The organism is Corynebacterium sp. CCUG 61414 (assembly GCF_024453945.1).
GTDB lineage: Bacteria > Actinomycetota > Actinomycetes > Mycobacteriales > Mycobacteriaceae > Corynebacterium > Corynebacterium pseudogenitalium.
Genome location: NZ_JAGPYU010000001.1, coordinates 13103 through 36302, shown reverse-complemented (window position 1 = coordinate 36302; position 23200 = coordinate 13103). Strand labels below are relative to the sequence as shown.

The 23200-nt window shown below is 62.6% G+C and carries 20 protein-coding genes; 11 read left to right on the top strand and 9 right to left on the bottom strand.

Going from position 1 to position 23200, the window contains the following annotated elements; all coding sequences use genetic code 11:
- The first annotated feature begins 117 nt into the window (after positions 1-117).
- The 8 genes from KBX14_RS00175 to KBX14_RS00140 all read left to right on the top strand — a co-directional run bounded on the left by KBX14_RS00175 (position 118) and on the right by KBX14_RS00140 (position 9735).
- The gene (locus tag KBX14_RS00175; RefSeq protein WP_252932146.1) at positions 118-297 is read left to right on the top strand and encodes a DUF4177 domain-containing protein; all 180 of its coding nucleotides are present in this window, start codon (positions 118-120) and stop codon (positions 295-297) included.
- Between the two features lie 142 nt (positions 298-439).
- Positions 440-814, top strand: coding sequence for an iron chaperone (locus KBX14_RS00170; protein WP_083329558.1), 375 nt, complete (start codon positions 440-442; stop codon positions 812-814).
- Between the two features lie 152 nt (positions 815-966).
- Positions 967-2442, top strand: a complete 1476-nt coding sequence (locus tag KBX14_RS00165; protein WP_256041640.1) for a DUF3375 domain-containing protein — start codon at positions 967-969, stop codon at positions 2440-2442.
- A gap of 12 nt (positions 2443-2454) precedes the next feature.
- Positions 2455-3054, top strand: coding sequence for a DUF4194 domain-containing protein (locus tag KBX14_RS00160; protein ID WP_256041639.1), 600 nt, complete (start codon positions 2455-2457; stop codon positions 3052-3054).
- Positions 3051-6434: an ATP-binding protein gene (locus tag KBX14_RS00155; protein ID WP_256041638.1), complete on the top strand. Its 3384-nt coding sequence runs from the start codon at positions 3051-3053 to the stop codon at positions 6432-6434. The genes KBX14_RS00160 and KBX14_RS00155 overlap by 4 nt, the downstream gene beginning before the upstream one ends.
- Positions 6431-7528 (top strand): Wadjet anti-phage system protein JetD domain-containing protein, encoded by a 1098-nt coding sequence (locus tag KBX14_RS11255; protein WP_256041637.1) that lies wholly within the window; start codon positions 6431-6433, stop codon positions 7526-7528. Before KBX14_RS00155 ends, KBX14_RS11255 begins: the two co-directional genes overlap by 4 nt.
- A 143-nt stretch (positions 7529-7671) precedes the next feature.
- On the top strand, positions 7672-8856 hold the full coding sequence (locus tag KBX14_RS00145) for an ATP-binding protein (RefSeq protein ID WP_256041636.1): 1185 nt from the start codon (positions 7672-7674) through the stop codon (positions 8854-8856).
- 33 nt (positions 8857-8889) lie between these two features.
- Entirely contained in the window at positions 8890-9735 is an 846-nt protein-coding gene (locus tag KBX14_RS00140; protein WP_256041635.1) for a polysaccharide deacetylase family protein, read from the top strand.
- On the opposite strand, the gene KBX14_RS00135 is transcribed toward KBX14_RS00140, so the two are convergent.
- The 3 genes from KBX14_RS00135 to KBX14_RS00125 are packed head-to-tail and all read right to left on the bottom strand — an operon-like array spanning position 9732 to position 12051.
- Positions 9732-10943, bottom strand: coding sequence for a cutinase family protein (locus tag KBX14_RS00135; RefSeq protein ID WP_256041634.1), 1212 nt, complete (start codon positions 10941-10943; stop codon positions 9732-9734). The two genes, KBX14_RS00140 and KBX14_RS00135, sit on opposite strands and share 4 nt — an antisense overlap.
- Positions 10940-11524, bottom strand: coding sequence for a GH25 family lysozyme (locus KBX14_RS00130; RefSeq protein WP_256005242.1), 585 nt, complete (start codon positions 11522-11524; stop codon positions 10940-10942). The genes KBX14_RS00135 and KBX14_RS00130 overlap by 4 nt, the downstream gene beginning before the upstream one ends.
- A complete protein-coding gene (locus KBX14_RS00125; RefSeq protein WP_070477922.1) occupies positions 11524-12051 on the bottom strand; it encodes an NUDIX domain-containing protein in 528 nt (175 codons plus the stop codon). The genes KBX14_RS00130 and KBX14_RS00125 overlap by 1 nt, the downstream gene beginning before the upstream one ends.
- Before the next feature lie 33 nt (positions 12052-12084).
- Between KBX14_RS00125 and KBX14_RS00120 the strand changes: the two genes are divergently transcribed.
- Positions 12085-12813, top strand: coding sequence for a hypothetical protein (locus KBX14_RS00120; RefSeq protein ID WP_256041633.1), 729 nt, complete (start codon positions 12085-12087; stop codon positions 12811-12813).
- Position 12814: 1 nt separating this feature from the next.
- Here KBX14_RS00120 and KBX14_RS00115 read toward each other — a convergent pair whose 3' ends face one another.
- The 3 genes from KBX14_RS00115 to thrC are packed head-to-tail and all read right to left on the bottom strand — an operon-like array spanning position 12815 to position 15422.
- Positions 12815-13840: a trypsin-like serine protease gene (locus tag KBX14_RS00115; RefSeq protein ID WP_256041632.1), complete on the bottom strand. Its 1026-nt coding sequence runs from the start codon at positions 13838-13840 to the stop codon at positions 12815-12817.
- Positions 13830-13973 carry a hypothetical protein gene (locus KBX14_RS00110; protein ID WP_168156175.1) on the bottom strand — a complete coding sequence of 48 codons (144 nt, stop codon included), beginning with the start codon at positions 13971-13973 and terminating at the stop codon, positions 13830-13832. The genes KBX14_RS00115 and KBX14_RS00110 overlap by 11 nt, the downstream gene beginning before the upstream one ends.
- 3 nt (positions 13974-13976) lie before the next feature.
- On the bottom strand, positions 13977-15422 hold the full coding sequence (gene thrC / locus KBX14_RS00105) for a threonine synthase (protein WP_256041631.1): 1446 nt from the start codon (positions 15420-15422) through the stop codon (positions 13977-13979).
- Between the two features lie 71 nt (positions 15423-15493).
- Between thrC and KBX14_RS00100 the strand changes: the two genes are divergently transcribed.
- Positions 15494-16822 carry a nitrate/nitrite transporter gene (locus tag KBX14_RS00100; protein ID WP_071572417.1) on the top strand — a complete coding sequence of 443 codons (1329 nt, stop codon included), beginning with the start codon at positions 15494-15496 and terminating at the stop codon, positions 16820-16822.
- On the opposite strand, the gene KBX14_RS00095 is transcribed toward KBX14_RS00100, so the two are convergent.
- Genes KBX14_RS00095 through glnA form a run of 3 tightly spaced genes read right to left on the bottom strand, consistent with a single transcriptional unit; the run spans position 16819 to position 21534 of the window.
- The gene (locus KBX14_RS00095; RefSeq protein WP_070363461.1) at positions 16819-17130 is read right to left on the bottom strand and encodes a hypothetical protein; all 312 of its coding nucleotides are present in this window, start codon (positions 17128-17130) and stop codon (positions 16819-16821) included. The genes KBX14_RS00100 and KBX14_RS00095 overlap by 4 nt on opposite strands.
- A gap of 15 nt (positions 17131-17145) precedes the next feature.
- Positions 17146-20190, bottom strand: a complete 3045-nt coding sequence (locus KBX14_RS00090) for a bifunctional [glutamine synthetase] adenylyltransferase/[glutamine synthetase]-adenylyl-L-tyrosine phosphorylase (protein WP_070477927.1) — start codon at positions 20188-20190, stop codon at positions 17146-17148.
- Between the two features lie 9 nt (positions 20191-20199).
- Positions 20200-21534, bottom strand: coding sequence for a type I glutamate--ammonia ligase (gene glnA / locus KBX14_RS00085; protein ID WP_070363460.1), 1335 nt, complete (start codon positions 21532-21534; stop codon positions 20200-20202).
- A gap of 106 nt (positions 21535-21640) precedes the next feature.
- Here glnA and KBX14_RS11250 point away from each other — a divergent pair, with 106 nt between their 5' ends.
- Positions 21641-23191 carry a CYTH and CHAD domain-containing protein gene (locus tag KBX14_RS11250; RefSeq protein ID WP_070477928.1) on the top strand — a complete coding sequence of 517 codons (1551 nt, stop codon included), beginning with the start codon at positions 21641-21643 and terminating at the stop codon, positions 23189-23191.
- Positions 23192-23200: the final 9 nt, after the last annotated feature.

The window sequence follows — 23200 nt, the reverse complement described above, 5'->3', positions numbered from 1 at the left end:
CTTGTTATGTGAAGCTGTGTTCTCCGGCGCTCGGATACCCCCCGAAATGCCTAAAACTCACGGGTGAATCACATTAGGATTACGTGCACGAATCCAACCTACGTTGTACTGCAAGTGGTGCTCAAAGAAAAGCTCATGGGCACTGCCTCCAGAAGTCCTTCCGAACTCGAAGACGTCATCAACACCCAGTGCGCGAAAGGCTATCGCCTGCACACCATCACCACCACCTCATCTGGCAGTAAAGGACTGCTCGGAGGCGACCGCGTGCAGGCAACCCTGGTATTTGAAAGCCTGTAGGTAAGCACGCGTCGGGTACTCCCGTGACGCAGCGGTCTCTTGGATTGGGATTGTGTAGCAGGCTGCCTGCCTGACCCTGCTTGGGTGGTTGCTGGGCGGACTTGTGTCGTGCACGGCACTGCTATCGCCTATGTTGGGTCTGGTGGCGCTGAAAACACTTGACGAATTTCTAGCAACCGTTCCCGAAGGTGACAAGCGCGCCCGGATGACCGACGTCATCGACTGGGTGCACAGCAACTACCCGGATCTTGAGCTACAGATCAAATGGAGCCAGCCGATGTTTACGCTCGGCGGCACGTATATCGTTGGGTTTTCGGTGGCGTCGAAACACATGGCCATCGCACCTGAGCAAGCAACGATCACGCATTTCCAGCCAGAGCTCGAAGCCCTGGGCGCAGACTTCACGAAGAATATCATCCGCCAGCCTTGGGGCTCCCCTTTCAACTTCGAGCTGCTCGGCGAGCTCATTGACTACCAGATTGCCACCAAGCGTGGCATGACCAGCTTCTGGAGGTAGCACTTTCCGCTGGTCGTTCTCGCTCCGGCAAGCACTTCAATCGAATCTCCTTTCTAATGTTGGTTGGTCACGTACGCCAACGCCTCTTTTATGTCGGACCCCGCCTCTAAGATCGGGCCTAGTAGATGATCCAGCAGTATGGAGAATTGCACATGACCCGAGCTCAGTCGCTGGCCGATGTTTTTACGCTCTCGCGCCTTGCCAAGCAGTCCCCTGCCTGGACGCTGCTGCGCGCGCATAATGCTCCGACTATCCTCACGGTGCTCAGCGCAGTGTTTAAGGGTGAGGATAAACCCATTGCCGGCCAGGACTTCATCTCCGCTGTCGAGCCCCTGCTTGCTGACATCCGAGAGCAAACAGACGAGGAACTACCCAAGGCTGCAACCGCGTACGTGAATGATTGGGTGAAGGCCGGGTACCTGGTTCGTCGCAGTCCGAAAGAGCTGCACGATGAAACATATGAGCTTTCCCCGGATGCGCACTCGGCGCTGGACTATGCGATGCATCTGATTAACCCCCAGCACACGGTCACGAAGTCCCGCCTGGGCACGTTGATGGCGTCACTGTATTCGCTAGCTGCAGAGACTGACCCGGACGAGGCCACTGCGATCGCACGATTGGAAGCCCAGCGTGATAGCTTGCAGCGTCAGATCGACGCGATTAGTCAGCACGGAGTCAACGTTCTCGCCGATGCCGAAGCTGTGGAACGAGCACGCGAGATTCTCAATCTAGTCAGTGACTTGCCTGCCGATTTTGCACGTGTACAGGCTGAGGTGGAGAAAGTAAACGTAGAGCTGCGTCAATCCATCGTGGAGAATGAGCGCAGCGCCGCAGACGTGTTGGACAACGTGTTCCGGGGCGTAGACCTCATCAACGAGTCAGATGCAGGCAAGGCATTCGGCGGATTCTATGACTTGTTCTTGGATCCGGAGCAATCCCATCGTTTCGACGCCACACTGGAAGCGGTCATGTCGCGCGATTTCGTGACCAAGCTGACTCCCGAGGAGCGCCTCCAGCTGCACCTGCTCATGAGCACGCTCGACGCCTCCTCCGGGCAAGTGCATGATTCCATGACCAGCCTATCGAGGTCACTGCGGCGCTTCGTACAGTCGAGGGAAGCCGAGTCCCAACAAGCACTCACGAAAGCAATTAATGACGCCAACGCATGTGCTCTACAAGTTGCGCGCGCCGACGCAGCCCCCGGGCAACACGTCTACCTTGAGCTGGAGCTGAGCACACACCAGGCAAAGTCCGTCTCTAGTTGGAAGTTGTGGGACCCGCTGGATTACCGAATCGAGACCGCGGTAGAAGAGGCTGAGATCGGGGAGATAGACCTCGAGGAGCTGCGCCGACAGATCAGAGAATCGGAGATTGACTGGCAGGAGCTCACCGATGCCATTAACGCGTCCGTTCACCGCCGTGGTGTAGCCACGTTGAGCGAGGTCCTGCAGGATCACCCTGCCACACAAGGAGTCGCCAGCGTAGTAGGCGTCATTGTGCTGGCAGAAAAACATGGTCGGCGTACTGAAGGCAGTGAACTCCTGAGGTGGACGTCGATTAGTGGACACCCTTGGCAAGCCCGCTTCCCTACTCATATCTTTGACCAGTCTCTCGAAGGAACAAACTAAGAGGAAACCACCATGCATGACAATGAATCCACCACTCTGTACGAGGGCGACACCGGAACGCTCACTTCCGGCCAGCGCAGAGCCCTCGCGGAGCTCATCCGCGGCCCGTATGTGTCGATGCTGACCTCACCGGAAATTTTTAGCATCGTCTCCTCCTCGCGGGAAGTGCTAGCGCAACAGCTCGACAACTTGTTCTTGACCTTGATTATCGACGACAATGCCGGCGTTGCCTATACGAAGACGTGGGAAGCTGATCACCCTGATAAACGTGCGATGCTGCGCACACTGCCGCTGAAGTTTGTCGACACTGTCGTACTGCTGCATCTGCGCAAAGCACTGATCCACACCAACCCCAATGAACGCACCATCGTAGATGAAAACGAAGTCTTCGAAGCCACGCTTCCGTATCAAGCTGCAGAGGGCACTGACCACACGAAACAGCGCAAACGGTTCGAAGCCGCATGGAATAAGTTCAAGAAGAACTCCATCGTGGTGAAAACCCCGACGACTGGCCGCTACGAAGTCTCGCCGGTGCTGCGAATCCTCTTTTCTGCCGAAGAAATTGCTGCAGTGACCGCAAGCTACCAACAGATTCTGGAGGACAACGCATGACTGATCTGATCGCAGGCCAATTCCGGCTATCACGCATCCAGGTGTACAACTGGGGAACGTTTAACAACCTGCACACAGTAGGCGTTGCACGCAAGGGATTCCTCATCACAGGTGCGTCCGGTTCAGGCAAGTCGACACTCATCGATGCTGTATCGACGATCTTGGTCCCACCAATAAAGCGGAAATTCAACGCGGCAGCTTCCGACACTGCGAAAGCTTCAGGCCGCGACCTCATTACTTATTGCCGTGGTGCGTGGCGCCGGGAACACTCCGTAGAGGTCGACGAGCTCACCCGTTCATTCCTACGAACAGGCGCTACATGGTCAGGCGTGAATCTCACCTATTCAGACGGCGCTGGCCGAGAAGTCAGTGCGGTCTACCTGATGTATCTGAGTGCCAACGCCCATGTTGCTGCCGACGTGAAGAACTTATTCTTGGCGCTGCCAGGGCAAGTGAACCTAGCTGACTTCGAACCCATTGCTGTACAGGAGGCCGATATCGGCCTGGCCAAGCGCACCTACAAAGATGCCTTCGCAATCAACCGAAGCCATCGTCCGTTTATCGCCGCACTGAGAAAACAGCTGGGAATTCCTGACGATGGTGCTTTGGCATTGCTGCACCGCACCCAGTCCGCAAAGACGCTCGGGGATTTGAACCACCTGATGCGCACCTTCATGCTGCCCGAGCCGGAAACCTTTGCCGTCGCGGAAACCGCAGCGACGATGTTCACCGAGCTCAAGTCCGCGCACTCGACAGTGCTTACTGCCCGTGATCAAATTGCGCACTTGGTTCCCATGCGCGAATCCATCAATGAAGCGACTCAACTTCTCGGCCAGCTCGATGAGGCCGACGCAGATAAGGCTGGACTCGAGCGGTTCATCGCTGAGAAACGAGCGAGCTTCGCGCAAGAAGACGTCGAGCAGCTGAGCGCACAAAAAGATGCGGTGGAGGACGAGCGAGCCCAAGTGGAAGCAATCCTTGATGGCCTCAATACCGAGAAGGATTCGCTTCACGCCCAGATCCATGGCACTGGTGACACAGGCATTCAAGCAGCACAAAATCAACGAGACAATGCCAAACTTCGGCTGCAGGCTGTGCAACAGCAGGCCGGAGTCTACGAAGGCCTGCTTGATCGCTTAGGCGACGGCACCGGAATCCCGACGACGAGCGAGCAGTTTTCACTCGTCCGGAATTCACTACGCCGTGAGGCCGGAGACATTCGCGACGAGGTAGCTACCCAAGAACAACGCCGTGGGGTGATCTACCCGCAGATTGATGAAACTGACAAAGCCATCGCGCGGGCAAGTGATGAGCTTCAAATTATCCGCAAGTATCGCTCTTCCATGGATGCGCGCCTGCTCCGCGCCCGCCAGCGAATTGCAGATATCACTGGCATCGCGCTCAAAGAGCTCCCGTTCGTGGCCGATGAAATCTATATGCACCCAGATCACCTTGAGTGGCAACCGGCTGCTGAACGCATAGTGGGCGGGTTCGCCAGGACGTTGATCGTCCCAGAAGAGCATTATCAAGCTGTGAGTAAGGCTGTGGATTCCACACACCTCGATGCCCGGCTTGATTACGTGCGGGTAACCTCATCGATGGAGCACTCGACGCCACGCCCGTTTGTACAAGGTTCTCTTGGCACAAAACTGTTCGTGCGCAGCGGCCGCTTTCATGACTGGCTACAATCCCAGCTCTCGGATCGATTCGACCATGCCTGTGTACAAACGCTTGACGAGTTCCGGTCAGCTTCCAAAGCCGTAACACTCAATGGTCAGGTCAAGAATAAAACTCGGCATACAAAAGACGACCGTCGGCGCATTGACGATCGTTCTCGCTGGGTGTTGTCTGGCAACGTCGACGATAAGATCGACGAGCTCACCAATATCATCGTGCGAAAGAAATCCGAGCTCCAGCAGCTCAAGGAACAGCGCACCCGGTTTGAGGCACACGTTAAGCGCCTGGAGCGCCGCGTGGGCATCTGCGAACGCCTGCTAGAGACCGAGGATTTCTCTGCTATCGACGTCCCCTCTGCTGAAAACAGCCTCAACGTCGCGCAAGCAGCGCTCGACCGCCTCGTTGATGGGAACCAGGAACTGGCCCAACTGCGCAAAGAACTCGAGGTTATTGCGCAACGGATCAACGACTGTTCTTCGCGCGTGACGGACCTCAACCAGCGAATTGGCGGCCTTAGCAGCCAGCTTCAGCGAGCCGAACAAGAGTATGCCCAGGCACAGCACGTCTTGGACGAAACCGAGCCGCTGGACTCGAGTGTTATCCAACGGCTCGCAGCACGCCTTGATCGCCACACTCGACGCGCCCAACGCTCAAACATCGATGAGCTTCAACGAACCTTGCAGGAAGAACTGAATAAACAAATCTCTGGTCTGCAATCAACAATCGTTCGCCTGGAAAACACCGTTCGCACTGCGATGGAGAAATACGTGGATAGGTGGCCGGAGCGTCGCGGGGATCTCCACCCTGACCTGCAATGGCGTGGGGACTTTCTCGCCGAGCTGGACCGCCTGGAAGACGATGACCTCCCCCGCTTTGAAGCTGACTTCCGGGAGCTGCTGCGTGAACAAACCGACCGTCACTTGGGTCGACTGCGGCGTTTACTCTCAGAAGCCACCGCGAAAACCCGCAGCTCCATCGTGCCTGTCAACGAATCCTTGTCCGAAGTCAGCTTCTACGGCCCAAACTTCCTCCAGATCGAGGTCAAAGAGTCCCAGCCCGCTGAGGCTCGCCAGTTCATCGCAAAACTCAACGACGCGCTGGAAGGGTCCCTGCACGACGACGACCAGGCAGCTAGCGAAGCTCGTTTTTCCAAACTCAAGGCAGTCATCGATGACATCACCGTGAACGACACAACGACTGTCCGGCAGCGCATCCAGCGTCTAGATACCCGCGAACACGTGAAATTTCTTGGAGTGGAAATCACTCCGGACGGTGAGCGAGGCGCCGTCTACGACTCCGCGGAAGGGCTTTCAGGCGGGCAAGCACAAAAGCTGTCCTCGTTCTGTCTGGCTGCTGCGCTGCGATACCGTCTGACTGGAATTGGAACAACCACCGCGCAGGCAAAGCGTGCCACGGTGGTGCATGACGGGGCGACCTATCCCAAGTTCGGCTCAGTTATTTTGGACGAGGCTTTCGACCGTGCCGACGCGGAGTTCACTCGTGCCGCGATGGAAGCTTTCCATCGATTCGGCTTCCACATGATTTTGGCCACCCCGCTCAAGCTCCTCCAAACCGTGGAAGACTACATCGGCGGCATCCTTAAGGTCGACTGCCCGGACCGTAAGCATTCCCGCACCGCGCAGTTGAAGTTCGAGGAAGTCGCGGCATCACTCTCCCCTGCTGCAGAAGAGGACGAACAGTGAAGTATCCGCCTGACGTGCACAATCGAGCTTTGACATTTTATAGGCGCAACCACCGCAGCTGGTTAGCCGGTGAATTCAGCCCACTACGCATCAGCTTGAGCCCACCCACTGCTGCAGAAGTCTCCAAAGACGACGGCTCCCAAGTACGCGAGTGGCTTTCTACCTGGGAACGGCATTGGTTAGAGCCTGAGACCACAGTCAAACGCCTGGACGTCTACGGCACCCACACGATCCCGTCGGCAGTAGTCCTGTCTTCCCCTGTGGTGGCCGCTCGTGCTGCAGGCAAGCTGAAGGAATGGCAACGAATAAATGCCTTGGTGGACCGCTTTGAGACGACGCTTGGCACGCACGTACGGGCCCCGCTGGCGCTACGACTAAAAGCGTGGAAGGAGTTCGACGACACAACAGCGACGCAGTTCATCGACACGGTCACCTGGATCAATGCAAACGACACCTCACGCTTCTACGAGCGGGAGCTTCCGATTCGCGGTATCGATAGTAAATGGATAGCCCAGCACCGCTCCCTCATCGAGTCGCTCACAGGACCGCTGAAATTCAAACAGGCCCCTGCCATGATGGACATGCGCAGCCTCGACCCATCTTGCGATCTCTTCGGGCTCCATCGAGTCTGCTGTGAGCTCGATGAGGTCCGTCACCACCAGTTACCAGGGTCACGAGCCATCATCGTAGAGAACTACCAGACCTATATAGCTCTGCCGGAAATGCCGGACACCATTGCGATCTATGGGCAGGGAATGAACGCGATTTCGCTTTCCCGCGACGCCACCTGGCTTCACGACAGGGAGGTCTTGTACTGGGGAGATTTAGACTCCAACGGTTTCTACATTCTCGACCATGTACGAATGAACCTCCCCCGCACACGGTCAGTACTCATGGACCTCGCAACCGCCCGCGCGCATGCCGCGTACGGCGTAGAAGAGACTACTTCCAAACGCTTCGAACCCATCACGCTCAGCGACGATGAGCAAGCCACGCTTGAATTCCTTCATACCCATGCGGACAACACGTGGTTGCGAATCGAACAAGAAAGGATTGGTTTTGACTGGGCTCAGCGCGCGTTGCAACAGATGTAGGCCGATTCCACCGACGACACCACTACCACCACGACCAGCGATAACAGTCAACATGTTAGGGATTTGGTAAGTCGCACTTTAGTGATTTGGTAGATTGCACTTTAGGGATTTGGTAAGTCGCACTTTAGGGATTTGGTGAAATAGTGTTCATTCCGAGGGAATTGGGACAGCATCTTGAGCAACTGGCTTCGTGGTTTCCGATCGTGAGCGTGACCGGACCACGGCAAAGCGGAAAATCGACGTTGATTCGTGAACAGTTCCCTGATTTCACCTATCTCAATCTCGAAGACCCAACGCTACGCGCGTTAGCCACCGAGGATCCCACGGGCTTTATCCATGATCGTGGCTCTGCCCTCATCATCGACGAGGCCCAGTATGCGCCCGAGCTTTTCTCGGCCCTGCAGGTTATTTCAGACGAACAGGGCACACCGGGACAATACGTGCTTTCCGGCTCGCAGAACTTCCTCCTCATGGAGAAGATCTCGCAAAGTCTAGCCGGAAGAGTCGGCATCACCCACCTGCTTCCACTCTCTTTCCGGGAGGCACTCACCGCACGACCCGACACGAGCGCTGAAGATTTCATGGTTCACGGTGGGTATCCGCGCCTTTATCAAGTAGATATGCCACCAGAGATCTACTACCAGAACTACCTCCGCACATACGTCGAACGAGACGTCACACAGTTACTCAATGTTCAGAACACGGACGCCTTCCAAATGATGATGAAACTGATGGCTCTTAATGCCGGCAACCTCATCAACTACACTGGACTGGCTCGCGAACTCGGCGTCGCGTTTGCGACCGTGAAGAACTGGGTAAGCATCCTGGAATCCAGCTTCATCGTGTTCACACTGCGTCCTTTTCACACCAATTCCCGCAAGACGCTGACGAAGACCCCTAAGTTGTACTTTTACGACACTGGACTGCTCTGCCACCTCCTGGGTATCCGCACAAAAGTAGACCTCGTGAACTCCCCGGCTTTCGGCGCGGTGATGGAAAACCTCATCGTGGCAGAAACAGCCAAGTGCTACCACCACCAAGGGATAGCCCCTGACCTGTATTTCTATCGCGATGACAGCAAGATTGAAGTGGATCTCCTCGACATGACGCACGAGCCACGCGCTGTTGAAATAAAATCCTCCGCAACGTTTCGCTCGCGCCACGGGAGAAACCTCGCCACGGTTGGCAGCCAGTTGGACATTGACCCGACGCAGCGCTGGGTGGTCTACCGTGGCGAGCACGGCCAACAATTGGAAGAGTTCAAGGTGGTGCCCGTTGTCGAGTACCTGCGTCAGGATTTCGCGAGTCCTTCAAACCGGGTACTCTGACACGCGTACTAACTCTGGATGGTGGTGTAAGCAATGCGCAAAGTCGTATCCACGCTCGTTGCGGTGGCGGTACTGTTCACAGCACCGCACGCGGCCGCGAACCCGCTCGCGGGCAGCTCACAGGCGTTCTCGCAGTCCAGTTCCCAGGCTGGTGAGGAGCTCCGCACGGCTATCTACCGGGCGCTGCCTCCGCAGGCGCGCAGCCATCCGTGGGCGCAGCAGCTTGCTCCGGCACCTGCGCCTAGCGCGCCGACGCCTGCACAGGATCAACCTGCGGACTGTTCCAACTGCGTGGCCGTCACGTTCGACGACGGTCCGGCTGCCTCCACGAATCAGGTGTTGGATATCCTGGCGCGCAAGCACGCCACGGCGTCGTTTTTCGTGTTGGCGCCGAAGGTGCGCGCAAACCCGGGCGCCGTGCAGCGGATGCGGGCTGCCGGTCACACGGTAGCCAGCCACACTGCCACGCACCGCGACTTGACGAAGCTTTCGCAGCCGGAGGTGCGTCGTGAAGTGGAGGAGGGCTCCCGCGCGATTGCTGATGCCACTGGTGCTTCCCCGCGGTTTGTCCGCCCGCCGTATGGGGCGCTCAACGCGACGGTGTCCGAGGCAGCGCGGGTGCAGGGTCAGGCGGTGGTCTTGTGGGACGTCGATACGCTGGATTGGAAGCACCGCGACCCGGCGCGGACGTGCAAGACTGCGGTTGACCAGGCACGGGCCGGGTCGATCGTGTTGATGCACGACATCCACCCGACGACGGCCCAAGCCGTGGAGTGCGTGATCGACGGCCTGCGGGCGAAGGGGCTGCGGCCGGCGAGCCTGGATCAGATGGTGCCGCAGCCGGTGCCCGGTAAGACGTACACCATAAGGAATAGTTAGCTCGCCTGGATCCGGGCGACCATGTCGTGGGCGATCCACGACTCTACTGACTCGCCGTCGATGGTCCACGCGGGGTGGTCGCCGCCCTCGAAGTAGGCCAGGTGGTGGGGCATCATGTTCATCACGTGCGGGATGAGGTCAATCAGTGGCATCGGGATCTGAGGAACGCCTAGCCCGGCGGCCATCGGCAGCAGTTCCTGCGCGGCCACGTGGAGCAGCACGCCCAACCCGGTGATGTCTTCTCCCGAAAACGGCGGTGTCTCCCCCGCATATTCCTGTACTACATGAGACACGGCAGCAAGTTCCCACGCCAAGGCAAGCATCGTAGCGATGGGGTTGTGCCCGAAGTCCTTGAAGCCGCGTCCGGCTAGTTTGTGCAGCGGGGCCGCGGCGGGCTGGGCGAGGCGCACGCCGACGCGCTGCGCCAACCCGTCGTGCTGCGTGGCGCAGGCGAGGTCGTTGCTGTGGCAAAACGTGAGTACCTCAGCCTCAGCGTCGTGGAAGCTGGTGCGGCGTGGCCCGGTGAGACCCGAGACATCGCTAGCAAGGCGTACGCCGTCGAGCGGGATGAGGATTTCGCCGTTCTCGCCGCGGACGCCACGCGCGCCGGTGACTGTTTCCGCCGTGTGGTAGGTGGTGCGGCTGCGCCCCGGATCCGCGATCAGGTAGGCCGCGACAAGGCTCGGGTCGGGGGACTCCGCCACGAGGTCCCCGAGCAGGCCAGCCCCTTGCGAAAACCCGAGGAACAACACCTTCGTGTCCGGGCATGCGTCGTGGAGCGTGGCGAGGTGCGTGCGCACCGCCTGCTTACCCGTATCCAGCGATGCCCCGTACGGCAACGCCATGTTCGTCCTGGTCTCCCCCAGCGTCCCAAGCACGCCAACCGACGCCGTGTACGGCACCTGCCACGTGGACACGCTCCCGCCAGCTGCTTCGACGTCAGCGAGCAGGGTCGACCCCGGTCGCAGCCCGCGCACGCGTAGCGGGTCGTCGCCCTGGTTGGAGTCCCCGGTGCCGGCGGCGATGACAAGCTCGTAATCGGTACAGCGCGAAGGTGGGGCCGAGATGTTGCGCTCGAAGGCCTCGAGCGGGGCCGTGGGCAAGGGCTCGCTATCCCCTTTCCCCAGCAGCTGCGCGTTGGCGGGTGGTGTCACAACGCATCCGACGCACACCACGACTGCCAACACGGCGCGCACACCCTTCATCATGCTTGCCTCCATGCGTTGAGGTCCACCGTGAATCCCCCGATGAAGCCGCGGGAGGTGTACTGCCACACCTCGGGGGTGCCCATGCCGAGCGGGGACGGCCAGGCGTCGGCACCGGGGAAGGCTGGGTCGTTGGAGCCCCAGTCGGCAAGCCAGAGAGCGCCGAACTGGGAGGGGCTGGCCAAGCGCATGTATCGACGCCAATACCAGGCATTCGTGTAAACGCCAGCAACGCGCACCCCGAACCGTTGAAAGGTGTCGTAGGCGCAGCGGACGTCGGAAAGTGTGAGCCCAGCGGGGCTTTCCACGTCGAGCCACATCGGGCACTTGATGGCGCCGGGGGCGCGCTGGAGTACCTCGACGCTGGCCTCCACCTGCTCGGCCACGCTGGTTCCCTCGGAAGGGCTGCGCAGGAAGTGGTAGGTGGACACGTTGAGGTCGGCGGAGTGGGCGTCGATAAAGAGGTCGGAAAACGCGTGGTCCTGGTAGGTGCCGTCGGTGGTGCGGATGATGGCGAAGTCGAGCGGGCAGGCGGTGAACTCAAAGCCTGCCTGGTGCTCGGATACGTCGACGCCGAACCGCATTAGTTGCGCTTGCTAAAGCCCATGCGTGGCTGGAAGCCCTCGGGGCGCTTGCGTTGGGCGGCGGCGTCGCCGATGACGAGGCGCCACTTCGCGTCCGTGACCGGCATGTGGGAGAGCGGGAACCAGCCGACGTCGATGGATTCGTCGTCACCGACGACTGGCTCCTGAGAGGGGTCGACGGCTTCGAGGCGGATCTGCGTCGACATGTAGCTTGCGACGTCCCCATTGTCGTGGGTGACGGGGCCGATGGCGCCGACGCCGAGGATCGCAGCCGGAGTGGCCTTGATGCCGGTCTCCTCGAGCACCTCGCGCACCGCGGCGTCGTGGGCGTCCTCACCCGGGTCGGCGATGCCGGTCACGGGCGTCCACTCCTCGTTGTCCGCGCGGCGGACGAGGAGCACTTCGGGCACTGCCCACGGGGTGTCCGCGGTGGAATCCCGCAGCACGACGGCGCATACGGAGGGAACCCACATTGGGTCGGTTCCGATCTTCTTTCGGGTCTGCACGATGAACTCGGGTATAGGCATGGGTTCAAGTGTACTTCGGTTACTATTTACGGCATGTTGCACACCACCACTGATGACTCCGCACAGTCTGTCGCTTTGCTTCGCCGGGTGCCAACTGCACTGTTTGTGGCGGTGTACGGAGCGCTCGTGGTGGTGCTGGCCTCGCTGGCAGTCGCGTTGTACGCCTACCAGCACAACGCTCCACAGGAGACTCGGCTGCAGCGCGAACTAGTGTTTCAGCCCGAGGCACCGCAGGCCGACATCGCGTCGATAGAAGCGAGCATCCGGCCGTACCTGATCGCGAACGCGGAGGTGCACGAAGCACACCGCGGCGCAGCGCTGCGCGGCAACATCACGGATACCGCGGTGCAAGACGTGGACTCGTTCTCGGGCCACCTCTCACGCCTGCTGCAGCAGAACTGCATCCCCGGCGTCGAGCTGCGCACGGGCAGCAACCTCAACGTGAGTTTGTGGGACTACTGCCACGAAGCGCCCGCACCAGAATCGATTGCGCAGCAAATGCGCCTCGCGCTGAGTTACGACGCCGACTTCGTCGGGTTCCTGCACTACCCGTCCAAGCAAACGACGAAAGTGACGTGGATGAACGTCGACGATGACGCCTCACGCGACAGCCTCGTCGCAATGTGGAAGGAGCGTGGCTTGCCCGACGGAGTCGATGAGGTGGTCTACCAGGCATATGGGGCGGGCGAAGTGACCACGCTCGTGATTGATAACAAGGGCGAGCACCCCCTGCACACCGATCCCACGCCTGATTCCAAGTAGCTCACCACTGCTGTTCGACCCACTCGGCGTCCGGCACGACGCGCTCGATGACGCTCAGAATTTGATCAACGTTGGAGTAGGACATCATGATCGGGTCCTCCATGCCTTCCCAGCACTCCTCTCCTGAACGGTCGGCTTCCGTCCCGGAGACCACGCCGATGATGGTGGCGCGCCCATTCACGTCTGCGAAGACGGGGCCGCCCGAGTCGCCGGAGGAGGCGCAGACGCCTGCGATGTCGCCGCGGGACTCACGCTGTTCTTCGTCGTCGTGGGCGGTCACGATCTGGACGCGGCTCGCGGCCTCGAAGTGGCCACAGGTGTAGCCGGTCGTCCCGCCCGTTTTGCAGACGCGGTCAACGGGGCCGATCTCGGCACCGACGCCTGTCGGGATCGGGTCGCCGACGAGCGGCACAGCGCGGTCCGTGTCGTAGATCTCGATAATGCCGACGTCGATGCGCTCCGCCTCTGGGTCCTCTACATCAGGGGTGTAAAGCCCGGAGTAGATAAACCTACCGACTTCCTGCGAGTAGTCGTTCGTGTCCGAGGCCCCCTTCGGCCACACCAGGTTGCCTTCACGCCCGCAGTGCCCGGCGGTGACGGCGTAGGAGCGGCCGTCGGCACCCGAGAACGTGAACGCGACGGTGCAGGACTGCGCGGTGAAGCGCTCCCCCGGCTCCGGGTAGTGGTCCGTGGACTGGATCAGCGAGCCCGGCGCCCACGGTGCGAACTCGGGCACCAGGATCCGGTTGCCCGTTGCCGCGGCAGGCGGTTGCTCCCCGGGTCGCTGGACGGCTTCCTGGGCTTGGCGCTCCTCGGCGGTGCGCGTGTCTATTTCAGAGGTGTGCAGGCCCAGCCACACCACCATCCCGACCAAGCACAGCGCGGCGACGATGACGGTAAACCACGCGGCACCACCTAGCCCGCGACGAGGCGCCGACTGCCCTACTGGGGCGACCGGCTCCGGGAACGTCCACTGTTGCCCGTCTTCGGGCTGGTATTTTTTGGCGAGGTCGCCGCTACTGCTCATCGCCCGCTTCATCGTCAGCGAAGGCGGGGTCGCCCTTGGCAGCTTCTTCCTTCTGAATCTTCATGTCTCGGATGAACTTCTCGGGGTCGAACTCGGTGAAGTACTCCGGGCCTGCGAACTGTTCCTGTGCCATGTGCTACTTCCCTTCGATGGAGTCTTGGATAAAGGCTTTCACGGCGTCGGCGTCATTCGGCAATTCGGTGACGTGCCGTGGTTGGTCCATGATGCCACGGAAGCGCTCGGGCACCTCCGGCTGGGTGCCGGTGGCCTCGACGATGGTCTCGGCGAACTTCACCGGCAGCGCCGTCTCAAGCACGACGACAGGAGTGTTGACGTCACCGCTGACAGCACGAGCGGCGTGGACACCGTCGGCGGTGTGCGGGTCAATCAGCACGCCCGAGCGCTCGTGGACCTCGCGAATGGTCGCCACTCGGTCAGCGTGAGTGGACGAGGAGGAACAGAAGCCGAACGCGTCGCGGATGCGGTCGAGGACGTCTGCACCGCCGAAGTCCTCAGCATCGAAGCCGCCATCGTTGACCTTGGTACCGAAGAGCTCGCTGGTCAACGCGGCGTCGCGCCCGACGGCGTCGAACATCATGCGCTCGAAGTTCGACGCCTTCGAGATATCCATGGATGGCGAGGACGTCGCCTGAGTCTCGGCCGCGCTGCGCGGGCGGTACTGACCGGTGCGGAAAAACTCGTCGAGGACGTCGTTTTCGTTGGTTGCCACGATCAGGCGGTCAACAGGCAGGCCCATTCGCTTGGTGATGTAGCCGGCGCACACGTCGCCGAAGTTGCCGGTTGGCACCGAGAAGCTCACCTTCTGCGAGTTGTTGTCAGTCACGCGCAGGTAGGTGGAGATGTAGTAGACCGTCTGGGCAAGCAGGCGCGCCCAGTTGATCGAGTTGACGGCGCCGATGGCGTACTTGGCCTTGAAGTCGGCGTCGCCGTTGACGGCCTTGACCACATCCTGGCAGTCGTCGAAGACGCCATCGAGGGCAATGTTGAAGATGTTCGGGTCGTCCAGGCCGAACATCTGGGCCTGCTGGAATGGCGTCATCCTGCCAGCCGGGGTGAGCATAAACACGCGGATGTTGTCGCGGCCGCGCATCGCGTACTCGGCAGAGGAACCGGTATCGCCGCTGGTAGCGCCCAGGATGTTCAGGTGGCGGCCGCGGCGGCCCAGCTCGTACTCGAAGAGCTCGCCGAGCAGCTGCATCGCCATGTCCTTAAACGCCGCGGTTGGCCCCTCGGAGAGGTGTGCCAGCCACAGGTCGTCCTCGAGTTTGGTCACGGGGACGATGGCGGCGTCGTTAAATACGGGGGTGCGGTAGGCGCGGGCGGTGATCGCTTCGATGTCGGCGTGCGGGATGTCGTCGATAAAGAGCTTGAGCACCTCGGCGGCGAGTGCCGCGTACCCGCGCTCGGCGAGCAGTGTGCGCCAGCTGTCGAGCTGCTCGGGGCTCAGCTGCGGGTACTCCACGGGAAGGAACAAGCCGCCATCCGGGCTTAAGCCCGTGAGCAGGATGTCAGTGAACTTGTAGGTTGTGCCTGCGGTATCGCGCGTTGAAATGTAATCCACGGTTGCACAGTCTACGTGACGCACCGGACCCGCATGCCGGATTGCCTAACCGAGGGAGTACCTTGTACCGCATGCCCCATTCCAACTCCCCTGTCTCCCAGACCAACGATCCACAGCAGCGCGTCACCCGACGCGCCCTTTTTGTGTGGTTCGGCGCGGTCGCGGTGTACGTGGTCGCCATCTTGGGCCGCACGTCCTTCGGCGTCGCGGGAGTTGAGGCGATCGACCGCTTTGGTATCGACGCTTCTCGGATCGCAGTGTTCACCGCAGTGCAGGTTGGCGTGTACTCGTTGGCGCAGATCCCGACCGGGGTGCTCATCGATAGGCAGGGTCCGCGCTTCATGCTGATCGTCGGCGCACTCGTGATGGCGGTGGGCCAGATCCTGCTCGGGTTTACGTCCTCCTACCCTGTCGCGCTTGCGGCTCGCGTGCTGATCGGCGCGGGCGACGCCACGGCGTTCCTGGCAGTGATGCGTATCCTGCCGAGCTGGTTCCCTCCCCGCAAGACGCCGCTGTTTACGCAGCTGTCCACTGCGATTGGGCAGATGGGTCAGTTCCTGTCCGCGGTGCCGTTCTTGGCGCTGCTGCACGCGAAGGGCTGGCAGGTCGCGTTCGTCTCGCTCGGTGCGGTCGGGGTGCTCGTGGCGCTCGCCGCGGTGGTGGCGGTGGCGGACGCCCCCACGAAGCCCGGTGAAGCATCCCCCGCCAAGAGTGCAAAGGTGCCGCTTCGCACCACGCTCTCGACGGTGGTGCGCTCACCGGTGTGCTGGGAGGCATTCTTCATCCACGGGTTCTCCATCTTCCCGATGATCACCTTCACCCTGCTGTGGGGTGTGCCGATGATGACGCTCGGCATGGGCCTGAACGAGCAGGAGGCCGGCACGGTGCTCATCGTGCTGACGGTGTGCATGATCGTCGCATCGCCGGTGCTCGGTGCGGTCTCTGCACGCTTGGGCGTGCGCCGTGACATGGCGGTCATCGTGCTGTGCTCGCTGACGCCGCTGATGTTTTTGTGGTTCTTTTCGACGTCCACTCCGCGCGGCTTCGGCGCGATCCTGGCGGTGGTGATCGTGATGGGCACGGTGGTGCCCGCGTCCAACTTCGGTTTCGATAACGTGCGCGAGCACGTGCCGCCCGCCATGGTGGCGACCGGCACCGGCCTGGCCAACATGGGCGGGTTCACATCCTCCATGGTGGCAGCCCAGGCGGTGGGGATTTTGCTGGACCACTCGGCAGATTCGGTGCAGTACACGTGGGAGGACTTCCAGTACGCCTGGATCGCGGTCTACGTGCTAGCAGTCCTGCTGATCGTGGGCCTGCTGGTGGCACGGGCGAAGGCGCAGCCGCAGATGCGCCGACTCAAGATCGTCGAGCAAGCGCCACCAACGAAGGCAAACTAGCGCCGCGGGGGTTCCTGGCGCCCGGTCAGGATGTCAACGACGGAGCGGATGGCGGCGTCGCCAAGCTGCGGCAGCGCCGAGGATCCGGGCGTGGAGACCGTGGTCGGCCCCTCGCCTTCGCGGGTGCGCTCGGGCACGCGCTGCTGGTGTGCATCCGTGGTGCCGGGCTCCACGGCGATGCTCAGCGTGGAATCTGCCAGTTCGAGTTCGGTGTCGGGGGTGACGCCGGCGACGCGGGCGGCGTCGACAAGCGCGACGAGGTCCGCGAACGTTGCATTATCAAGGTCAATTGAGATCTGTACAGCCATGGGCACCAGCATAAGTTATTCGAACTCGTGCGACGGCGCCTCGCCCCAGAACACCTCCTCCACCACGCGATATGCGCGGCGGGTGGTGCGCCGGTAGTCCTCCAGGAACTGCTGTTGGTGCTCCGGGCTGTAGCCCGCGGAGCCTGCGACGGGGCCGAGCTGTGTGCCCGGCGCGGGCAGCTGGTCGGTGCGCTTGCCGGTGACGAGCACGATGGCGTTGCGGGCCCTGGTGGCCATCAGCCAGGCCTCGCGCAGTTGGCGGGCCTGCTGCGGTTCAATCACTTGCGGTCGGTCGTCGTTTGGGTCGGCGAGGTAGTCGAGGGCCTCCAGCGTGGAGGTGGTGTGCAAGGCCGGGTGGGTGTGCGCGTGCATCATGGTGAGCAGCTGCACGGTCCACTCGACGTCGGCGAGCGCCCCGCGGCCCAGCTTGGTGTGGGTGGCGCGGTCCGCCCCGCGCGGCAGGCGCTCGTTATCCACGCGCGCCTTGATGCGGCGGACCTCCCTGATGTCGCGCTGGCTGGCACCCCCCGGCGGGTAGCGCACTGGGTCGATGACGCGGAGGAAGTCCGCGCCGAGGTCCCGGTCACCGGCGATGGTGACGGCGCGCAGCAGCGCCTGGCGCTCCCACACCTCGCCCCACTCGGTGTAGTAACGCTCGTAGGACTCCACCGTGCGCACCACCGCGCCAGAGCGCCCCTCGGGGCGCAGTCCGAGGTCGACCTCGAGGGGTGGGTCGGCGCTCGGCTTGGCCAGGCGCGCGCGCATCGCCTCAATGACCTTGGCGGCCCACACGGTTGCTTCGTGGTCGTTGTAGCCCTCGTTGGCTGCGGCAACCACCATCACGTCCGCGTCCGAGCCATAGCCGAGCTCCGCCCCGCCGAGTCTGCCCATCCCGATCACAGCGATGCGCGCCGGCGTTGGGCGCTCGGGGTCCTGGTGCTGGGCGCGCATCTCTGCGGCGAGCGCGGCGCGCAGAACGGCGTCCCACACGTAGGTGAGCTCCTCGCAGACCTGGCGCACCTCCATGAAGCCGAGCAGGTCGGCAGCGGCGATGCGCGCGAGCTCCGCCCGACGCAGCGAACGCGCCACCGACACCGCGCGGTCCGGGTCCTCGTAGCGCCCGGCGGCTGCGACGATCGCCTTCTCCACTTGGTCGGGCGCCGCCTCGATGAGGCGCGGACCCGAGGAGCCGTCGCCAAAGAGTTTGACCACCTCAGGGGCCGCGATGATCAGTTCGGAGGCGTACGGGCTGGTGCCCAGGATCTGCATGAGGCGCTGGCTGACCACGCCCTCGTCGCGCAGCATGCGCAAAAACCAGCTCTTATCCTCCGCCGCCTCCGAAAGCTTGCGGTAGTTCAACAGCCCCGCGTCCGGGTCCGCGGTGCCACCCAGCCAGTGCATGAGCGACGGCAGCAGGATCGCCTGCAGCTTCGCCCGGCGCGAGGTGCCCTTCACCAGCGCGGTGAGGTGGTCGTGGGCGCGCGCCGGGTGGCGGTAGCCGAGTGCGGCGAGCTGGGCCTTGACGGCGTCGGCGCTCAAGGTAGCCTCGCCGTAGCTCAGGTTCACCACCGCGCTAAGCAGCGGACGGTAGAAAATGCGTTCGTGCAGGTTGGCCACGGTGAACCGGACCTGCTTGAGGCGGGTGCGCAGCGCCTCGGTCGCGGTCGCGCGTGGGCCGGTGCGGAAGCCTGAGGTGCGCGCGAGCCACCGCAGCGCTTTCGCGTCGTCGGGTTTGGGCAGCTGGTGGGTGCGCTTGAAGCGGGTGAGCTGCAGTCGGTGCTCGAGCAGGCGGAGGAACTCGTAGGCGTCGATCAGCTTGGCGCCGTCCTCGCGGCCGATGTAGCCGCCGTCGGTAAGCACCTGGAGCGCGTCGACGGTGTTCTTCACCCGAATGCTTGGGTCGATGCGCCCGTGCACGAGTTGGAGCAGCTGGACGGCGAATTCGACGTCGCGAAGCCCGCCGCTGCCCAGCTTGAGTTCGCGCTCGCGCAGGTCTTTCGGCACGTGCTCGAGCACGCGCCTGCGCATCGCCTGGACGTCCTCGACGAAGCTTGTGCGTTGCGACGCCTCCCAGACCAGCGGGCGCAACGCCGCGATGTAGCGCTGCCCCAGCTCGGCGCTGCCTGTCATCGGGCGCGCCTTGAGCAGCGCCTGGAACTCCCAGGTCTGCGCCCACCGTTTGTAGTAGGCCAGGTGGCTGTCGACGGTGCGCACGAGCGCGCCGGACTTGCCCTCGGGGCGGAGGTTGGCGTCGACCTCGAAGAAGCACGCGGTGCCAAGCTGCATCACGGTGCTGGCGGTCTTGGTTGCCGGGGCTGTGGCTGGTTCGGCGACGAAGATGACGTCGACGTCAGAGATGTAGTTCAGCTCGCGGGCGCCGCACTTGCCCATCGCCATGATCGCGAGGCGGGAGTCGGGGTCGTCGTCGCCGTAGGTTTCGCGGATGGCGACGGCCAGCGCTGCGGTCAGAGCGGCGTCGGCGAGCGTTGTGACGTACTCGGTGACGTCGCGGTAGCCCACCTCACCTGCGAGGTCGGAGGCGGCGATGCGCATCATGAGGGTGAGGTAGTGCTCGCGAAGCGGTGTGGTGGCGCTGGCGTGACGCGACCACTCCTGCCCCGCCCGGTAGGTGCCGGGGGTGGTCAGGTCCTCGCTTGCTGTGTCGCCCTCGAGGCCCGCGGGTGCGGCATCGACGGCCGCGAGCATCGTGCGGAAGAGCTCCTCGCTGCCTGGGAGCGGCTCGAGCAGGCTGCACCAGCGCTGCGGGTGCGCCACCAGGTGGTCGGACAGCGCCGTGGAGCCGCCGAGCAGCGCGAACAGCCGGGTGCGGAACTGGCCGTCGGCCGCCAGGTGGGACTGCACGTCCTGCCAGGATGGGGCGTCGTCAAGCGCGCTGAAGAGACGGTAGAGCGTGTTGAGCGCCAGGTCTGGATCGCCGGCGTCGGCAAGCGCTGCGAGCACCTTCGCATCCGTGATGCCGAGTGTGGTTAAGTCCTCGGCGGCGCGGGGGCTGGTCAGCCCGAGCTTCGCAGGGTTCGGCAAGGGTGCATCTGCAGACATGGTGTTTCCTTAAAGGTCGATGCCGCTTTCGATCTCCCACGGGGTGATCTGGGAGGTGTAGGCGTGGTACTCGTCCCACTTCGAACGCAGGAAGAACTCGAAGACCTGCTCCCCGAGCACTTCCGCCATAAACTCGGAGCGCTCCAGGTGGCGCAGCGCCTGGTCGAGCGAGTTCGGCAGGTCGCGGTACCCCATCGCGCGGCGCTCCCGGCGAGTCAGCGCGAATACGTCGTCGCGGCTTGGCTCGTCGAGCTCATACTCGCCCTCGATGCCGCGCAAGCCCGCTGCCAGCACCGCCGCGTACGCAAGGTAAGGGTTGCAGGCGGAGTCCAACGAGCGGACCTCGATGCGGCGCGAGTCCGCCTTGTGCAGGCGGTAGGTGGGCACGCGCACCATCGCGGAGCGGTTGGAAACGCCCCACGTCGCCGCGGTCGGCGCCTCGGAGCCGAACTGGAGGCGCTTATACGAGTTGACCCACTGGTTCGTCACCGCGGAGATCTCGTTGGCGTGCTCGATGATGCCCGCGATGAACTGGCGGCCCGTCTTAGACAGCGAAATCTCATCGTCCGGGTCGTGGAAGGCGTTGGTCTCCCCCTCCCACAGCGAGAAGTGGGTGTGCATCGCGGAACCATCCATGTCCGCGAACGGCTTCGGCATGAACGTGGCGTGCACGCCATTGGCTTCCGCGACAGTCTTCACGATGTAGCGGAAGGTGACCACGTTATCGGCCATGGTCAGCGCGTCGGTGTGCCGCAGGTCGATCTCCTGCTGGCCGGCGCTGGCCTCGTGGTGGGAAAACTCAGTGACAATGCCCATGTACTCCAACGCGGCGATCGCCTGGCGGCGCAACTTCGGCGCCTCGTTGCGCTTCGCCTGGTCGAAGTAGCCGCCCTTGTCCGCCGGCACCGGGTCCTCCCCAGGCATGTTCTGCTTGAGCACGTAGTACTCGATCTCGGGGCTGGCGTTGAACTCGAAGCCGAGCTCACGCGCGTGCGTCATCTGGCGGCGCAGTACCTGGCGCGGGTCGGCGTAGAGCGGGTCGCCGTCCGGCATGGTGATGTCGCAGAACATGCGGGCGGTCTGCAGGCCGGTGCCTTCGTCGAACGGCAGCGGCTGGAAGGTGGAGGGGTCCGGGCGCAACAAGGTGTCGGACTCGGAGATGCGGGAGAAGCCCTCGATGGAGGAGCCGTCGAAGCCCACGCCCTCGTCGAAGGCGGCCTCAAGTTCGGCGGGGCTCATCATGACGGTTTTCAGGGATCCGAAAATGTCAGTGAACCACAGGCGGATGAACGCGATGTCTCGCTGTTCAACCATGCGAAGTACGTTTTCCTGTTGCGTGTCCATAGTGTTGTACCCTACTGCGCCTGCGCTCGTGCCGCCGCGAAAGTGGGCGAACGCGTTAGACTTTGCGGTGACCGCACATGCTTCGTGTTGAAAGTAGGGCTTCGCCGTGGCTGCACCACATGAGTACGTAGAAATTGAGATCAAGTTAGCTGTCGACGACTCCACCGCCGTCCCCGACATGCGGCAGCTGCCGGGGGTGTCCGCGCTCGCGAGCACGAGCCACCAGCAGCTCTCCGCAATCTACTATGACACGGCTGACCTGCGCCTGACGCGCGAGAAGATCACGCTGCGCCGCCGCACGGGAGGCCCGGACGACGGCTGGCACATGAAGATTCCAGCAGGTCAAGGCCGCACCGAGCTACGCTGCCCACTGCAGGACCCGCACACGGTCCCGCAGGAGCTTGTCGACGCCGTCCGCGCCATCGTTCGCCGCCACCCGCTGCAGCCCATTGCCCAGGTGGACAACCACCGCGTGGAAACCATCCTCGCCGACGAGGAAGGCCAGCCCGTCGCCGAGTTTTGCGACGACCACGTCTCCGCCCGCTCCCTGCTACCAGGGGGTTCGCACACCACTTGGCGCGAGTGGGAACTCGAACTCACGGAGCAGGTCGCGGGTACCAACGCAGGTGCGTCCCTGCTGCGCCAGGCGGAGCGCTACCTGCTCTCCTCCGGCGCTCGCCCGTCCTCCTCGCCGTCGAAGCTGACGTCCGCACTCGGGGACTCGTTGGCGAAAGCTCCGCTGCCTCCGCACCTCACCGAGGCGCACCTGCCTGCGGATTCCCCGCTACATTCTCTGTTAACTTCCGTACGCACGCTTCGCGACACCATCGTCCACGGCGACCGCGCCGTACGCGCCGACCAGTGGGACTCGGTGCACCAGCAGCGAGTGGCAATCCGGGAGCTGCGCTCCATCCTGCGCACCTTCGACGGGCTCGTGCAGGGCGATGCGTTTTCGAAGATCGAGAAGGAACTCAAGCACGTCGCGGGCGTGCTCGGGGTGGCGAGAGACGCTGAGGTGGTGCACGCCCGGTGGTTACAGCTGCTCGACACTGACGACTCCGGCTGCATGGATGATGCTGCCGCAGCCCACCTGCGCGAGGATATGCACAGCGTGTACAAGCTCGCGCACCGCAACATCGTCAACATGTGCAACAGCGACGCCTACCTCAACCTTCTCGACGCCATCGATGAACTCATCGCGAATCCTCCCCAGGTGCGCGAGGGCATCAAGGACAACGACGAAGCCCTGGCCCGCCACGTGCGCAAGGCATATAAGAAGCTGATGAAGCGCCACGCCAAGGTCGACGACCGCTACCACGACACGTCATTGCCGCGCGCGAAGCGCGAGGCCTACGTGCACGACGTGCGCAAGGCCGCCAAGCGGCTGCGCTACGCCGCGGCCGCCACCGGCGACCCGAAGTTCAAGCGCCTCATCAAGGCCTGCAAGCGCCTGCAATCGATGCTGGGTGATTTCCAGGACTGCGCGACCTCGCGCGAGGAGCTGCTGGTGCTTGCGAAGCTGGCGCGCCAGCGCGACGAGGACGTGTTCGCCTACGGCATGTGCTTCCAACGCGAACTCCGCGACGGTGAAAAGGCACTGCGCGGCTACTTCGGCGCAATCCGCGAAGTAAAGAAGGCAGCACAGAAAGCCCTGTAAGCCCTGTTC

What these genes read in the sequence shown, in the direction of transcription:
- KBX14_RS00165 (WP_256041640.1), top strand. Translation starts at nt 967, where the DNA reads ATGACCCGAGCTCAGTCGCTGGCCGATGTTTTTACGCTCTCGCGCCTT.
- KBX14_RS00160 (WP_256041639.1), top strand. Translation starts at nt 2,455, where the DNA reads ATGCATGACAATGAATCCACCACTCTGTACGAGGGCGACACCGGAACG.
- KBX14_RS00155 (WP_256041638.1), top strand. Translation starts at nt 3,051, where the DNA reads ATGACTGATCTGATCGCAGGCCAATTCCGGCTATCACGCATCCAGGTG.
- KBX14_RS00140 (WP_256041635.1), top strand. Translation starts at nt 8,890, where the DNA reads ATGCGCAAAGTCGTATCCACGCTCGTTGCGGTGGCGGTACTGTTCACA.
- KBX14_RS00135 (WP_256041634.1), bottom strand. Translation starts at nt 10,943, where the DNA reads ATGATGAAGGGTGTGCGCGCCGTGTTGGCAGTCGTGGTGTGCGTCGGA.
- KBX14_RS00130 (WP_256005242.1), bottom strand. Translation starts at nt 11,524, where the DNA reads ATGCGGTTCGGCGTCGACGTATCCGAGCACCAGGCAGGCTTTGAGTTC.
- KBX14_RS00125 (WP_070477922.1), bottom strand. Translation starts at nt 12,051, where the DNA reads ATGCCTATACCCGAGTTCATCGTGCAGACCCGAAAGAAGATCGGAACC.
- KBX14_RS00120 (WP_256041633.1), top strand. Translation starts at nt 12,085, where the DNA reads ATGTTGCACACCACCACTGATGACTCCGCACAGTCTGTCGCTTTGCTT.
- KBX14_RS00115 (WP_256041632.1), bottom strand. Translation starts at nt 13,840, where the DNA reads ATGAGCAGTAGCGGCGACCTCGCCAAAAAATACCAGCCCGAAGACGGG.
- KBX14_RS00110 (WP_168156175.1), bottom strand. Translation starts at nt 13,973, where the DNA reads ATGGCACAGGAACAGTTCGCAGGCCCGGAGTACTTCACCGAGTTCGAC.
- KBX14_RS00100 (WP_071572417.1), top strand. Translation starts at nt 15,494, where the DNA reads ATGCCCCATTCCAACTCCCCTGTCTCCCAGACCAACGATCCACAGCAG.
- KBX14_RS00095 (WP_070363461.1), bottom strand. Translation starts at nt 17,130, where the DNA reads ATGGCTGTACAGATCTCAATTGACCTTGATAATGCAACGTTCGCGGAC.
- KBX14_RS00090 (WP_070477927.1), bottom strand. Translation starts at nt 20,190, where the DNA reads ATGTCTGCAGATGCACCCTTGCCGAACCCTGCGAAGCTCGGGCTGACC.
- glnA (WP_070363460.1), bottom strand. Translation starts at nt 21,534, where the DNA reads ATGGACACGCAACAGGAAAACGTACTTCGCATGGTTGAACAGCGAGAC.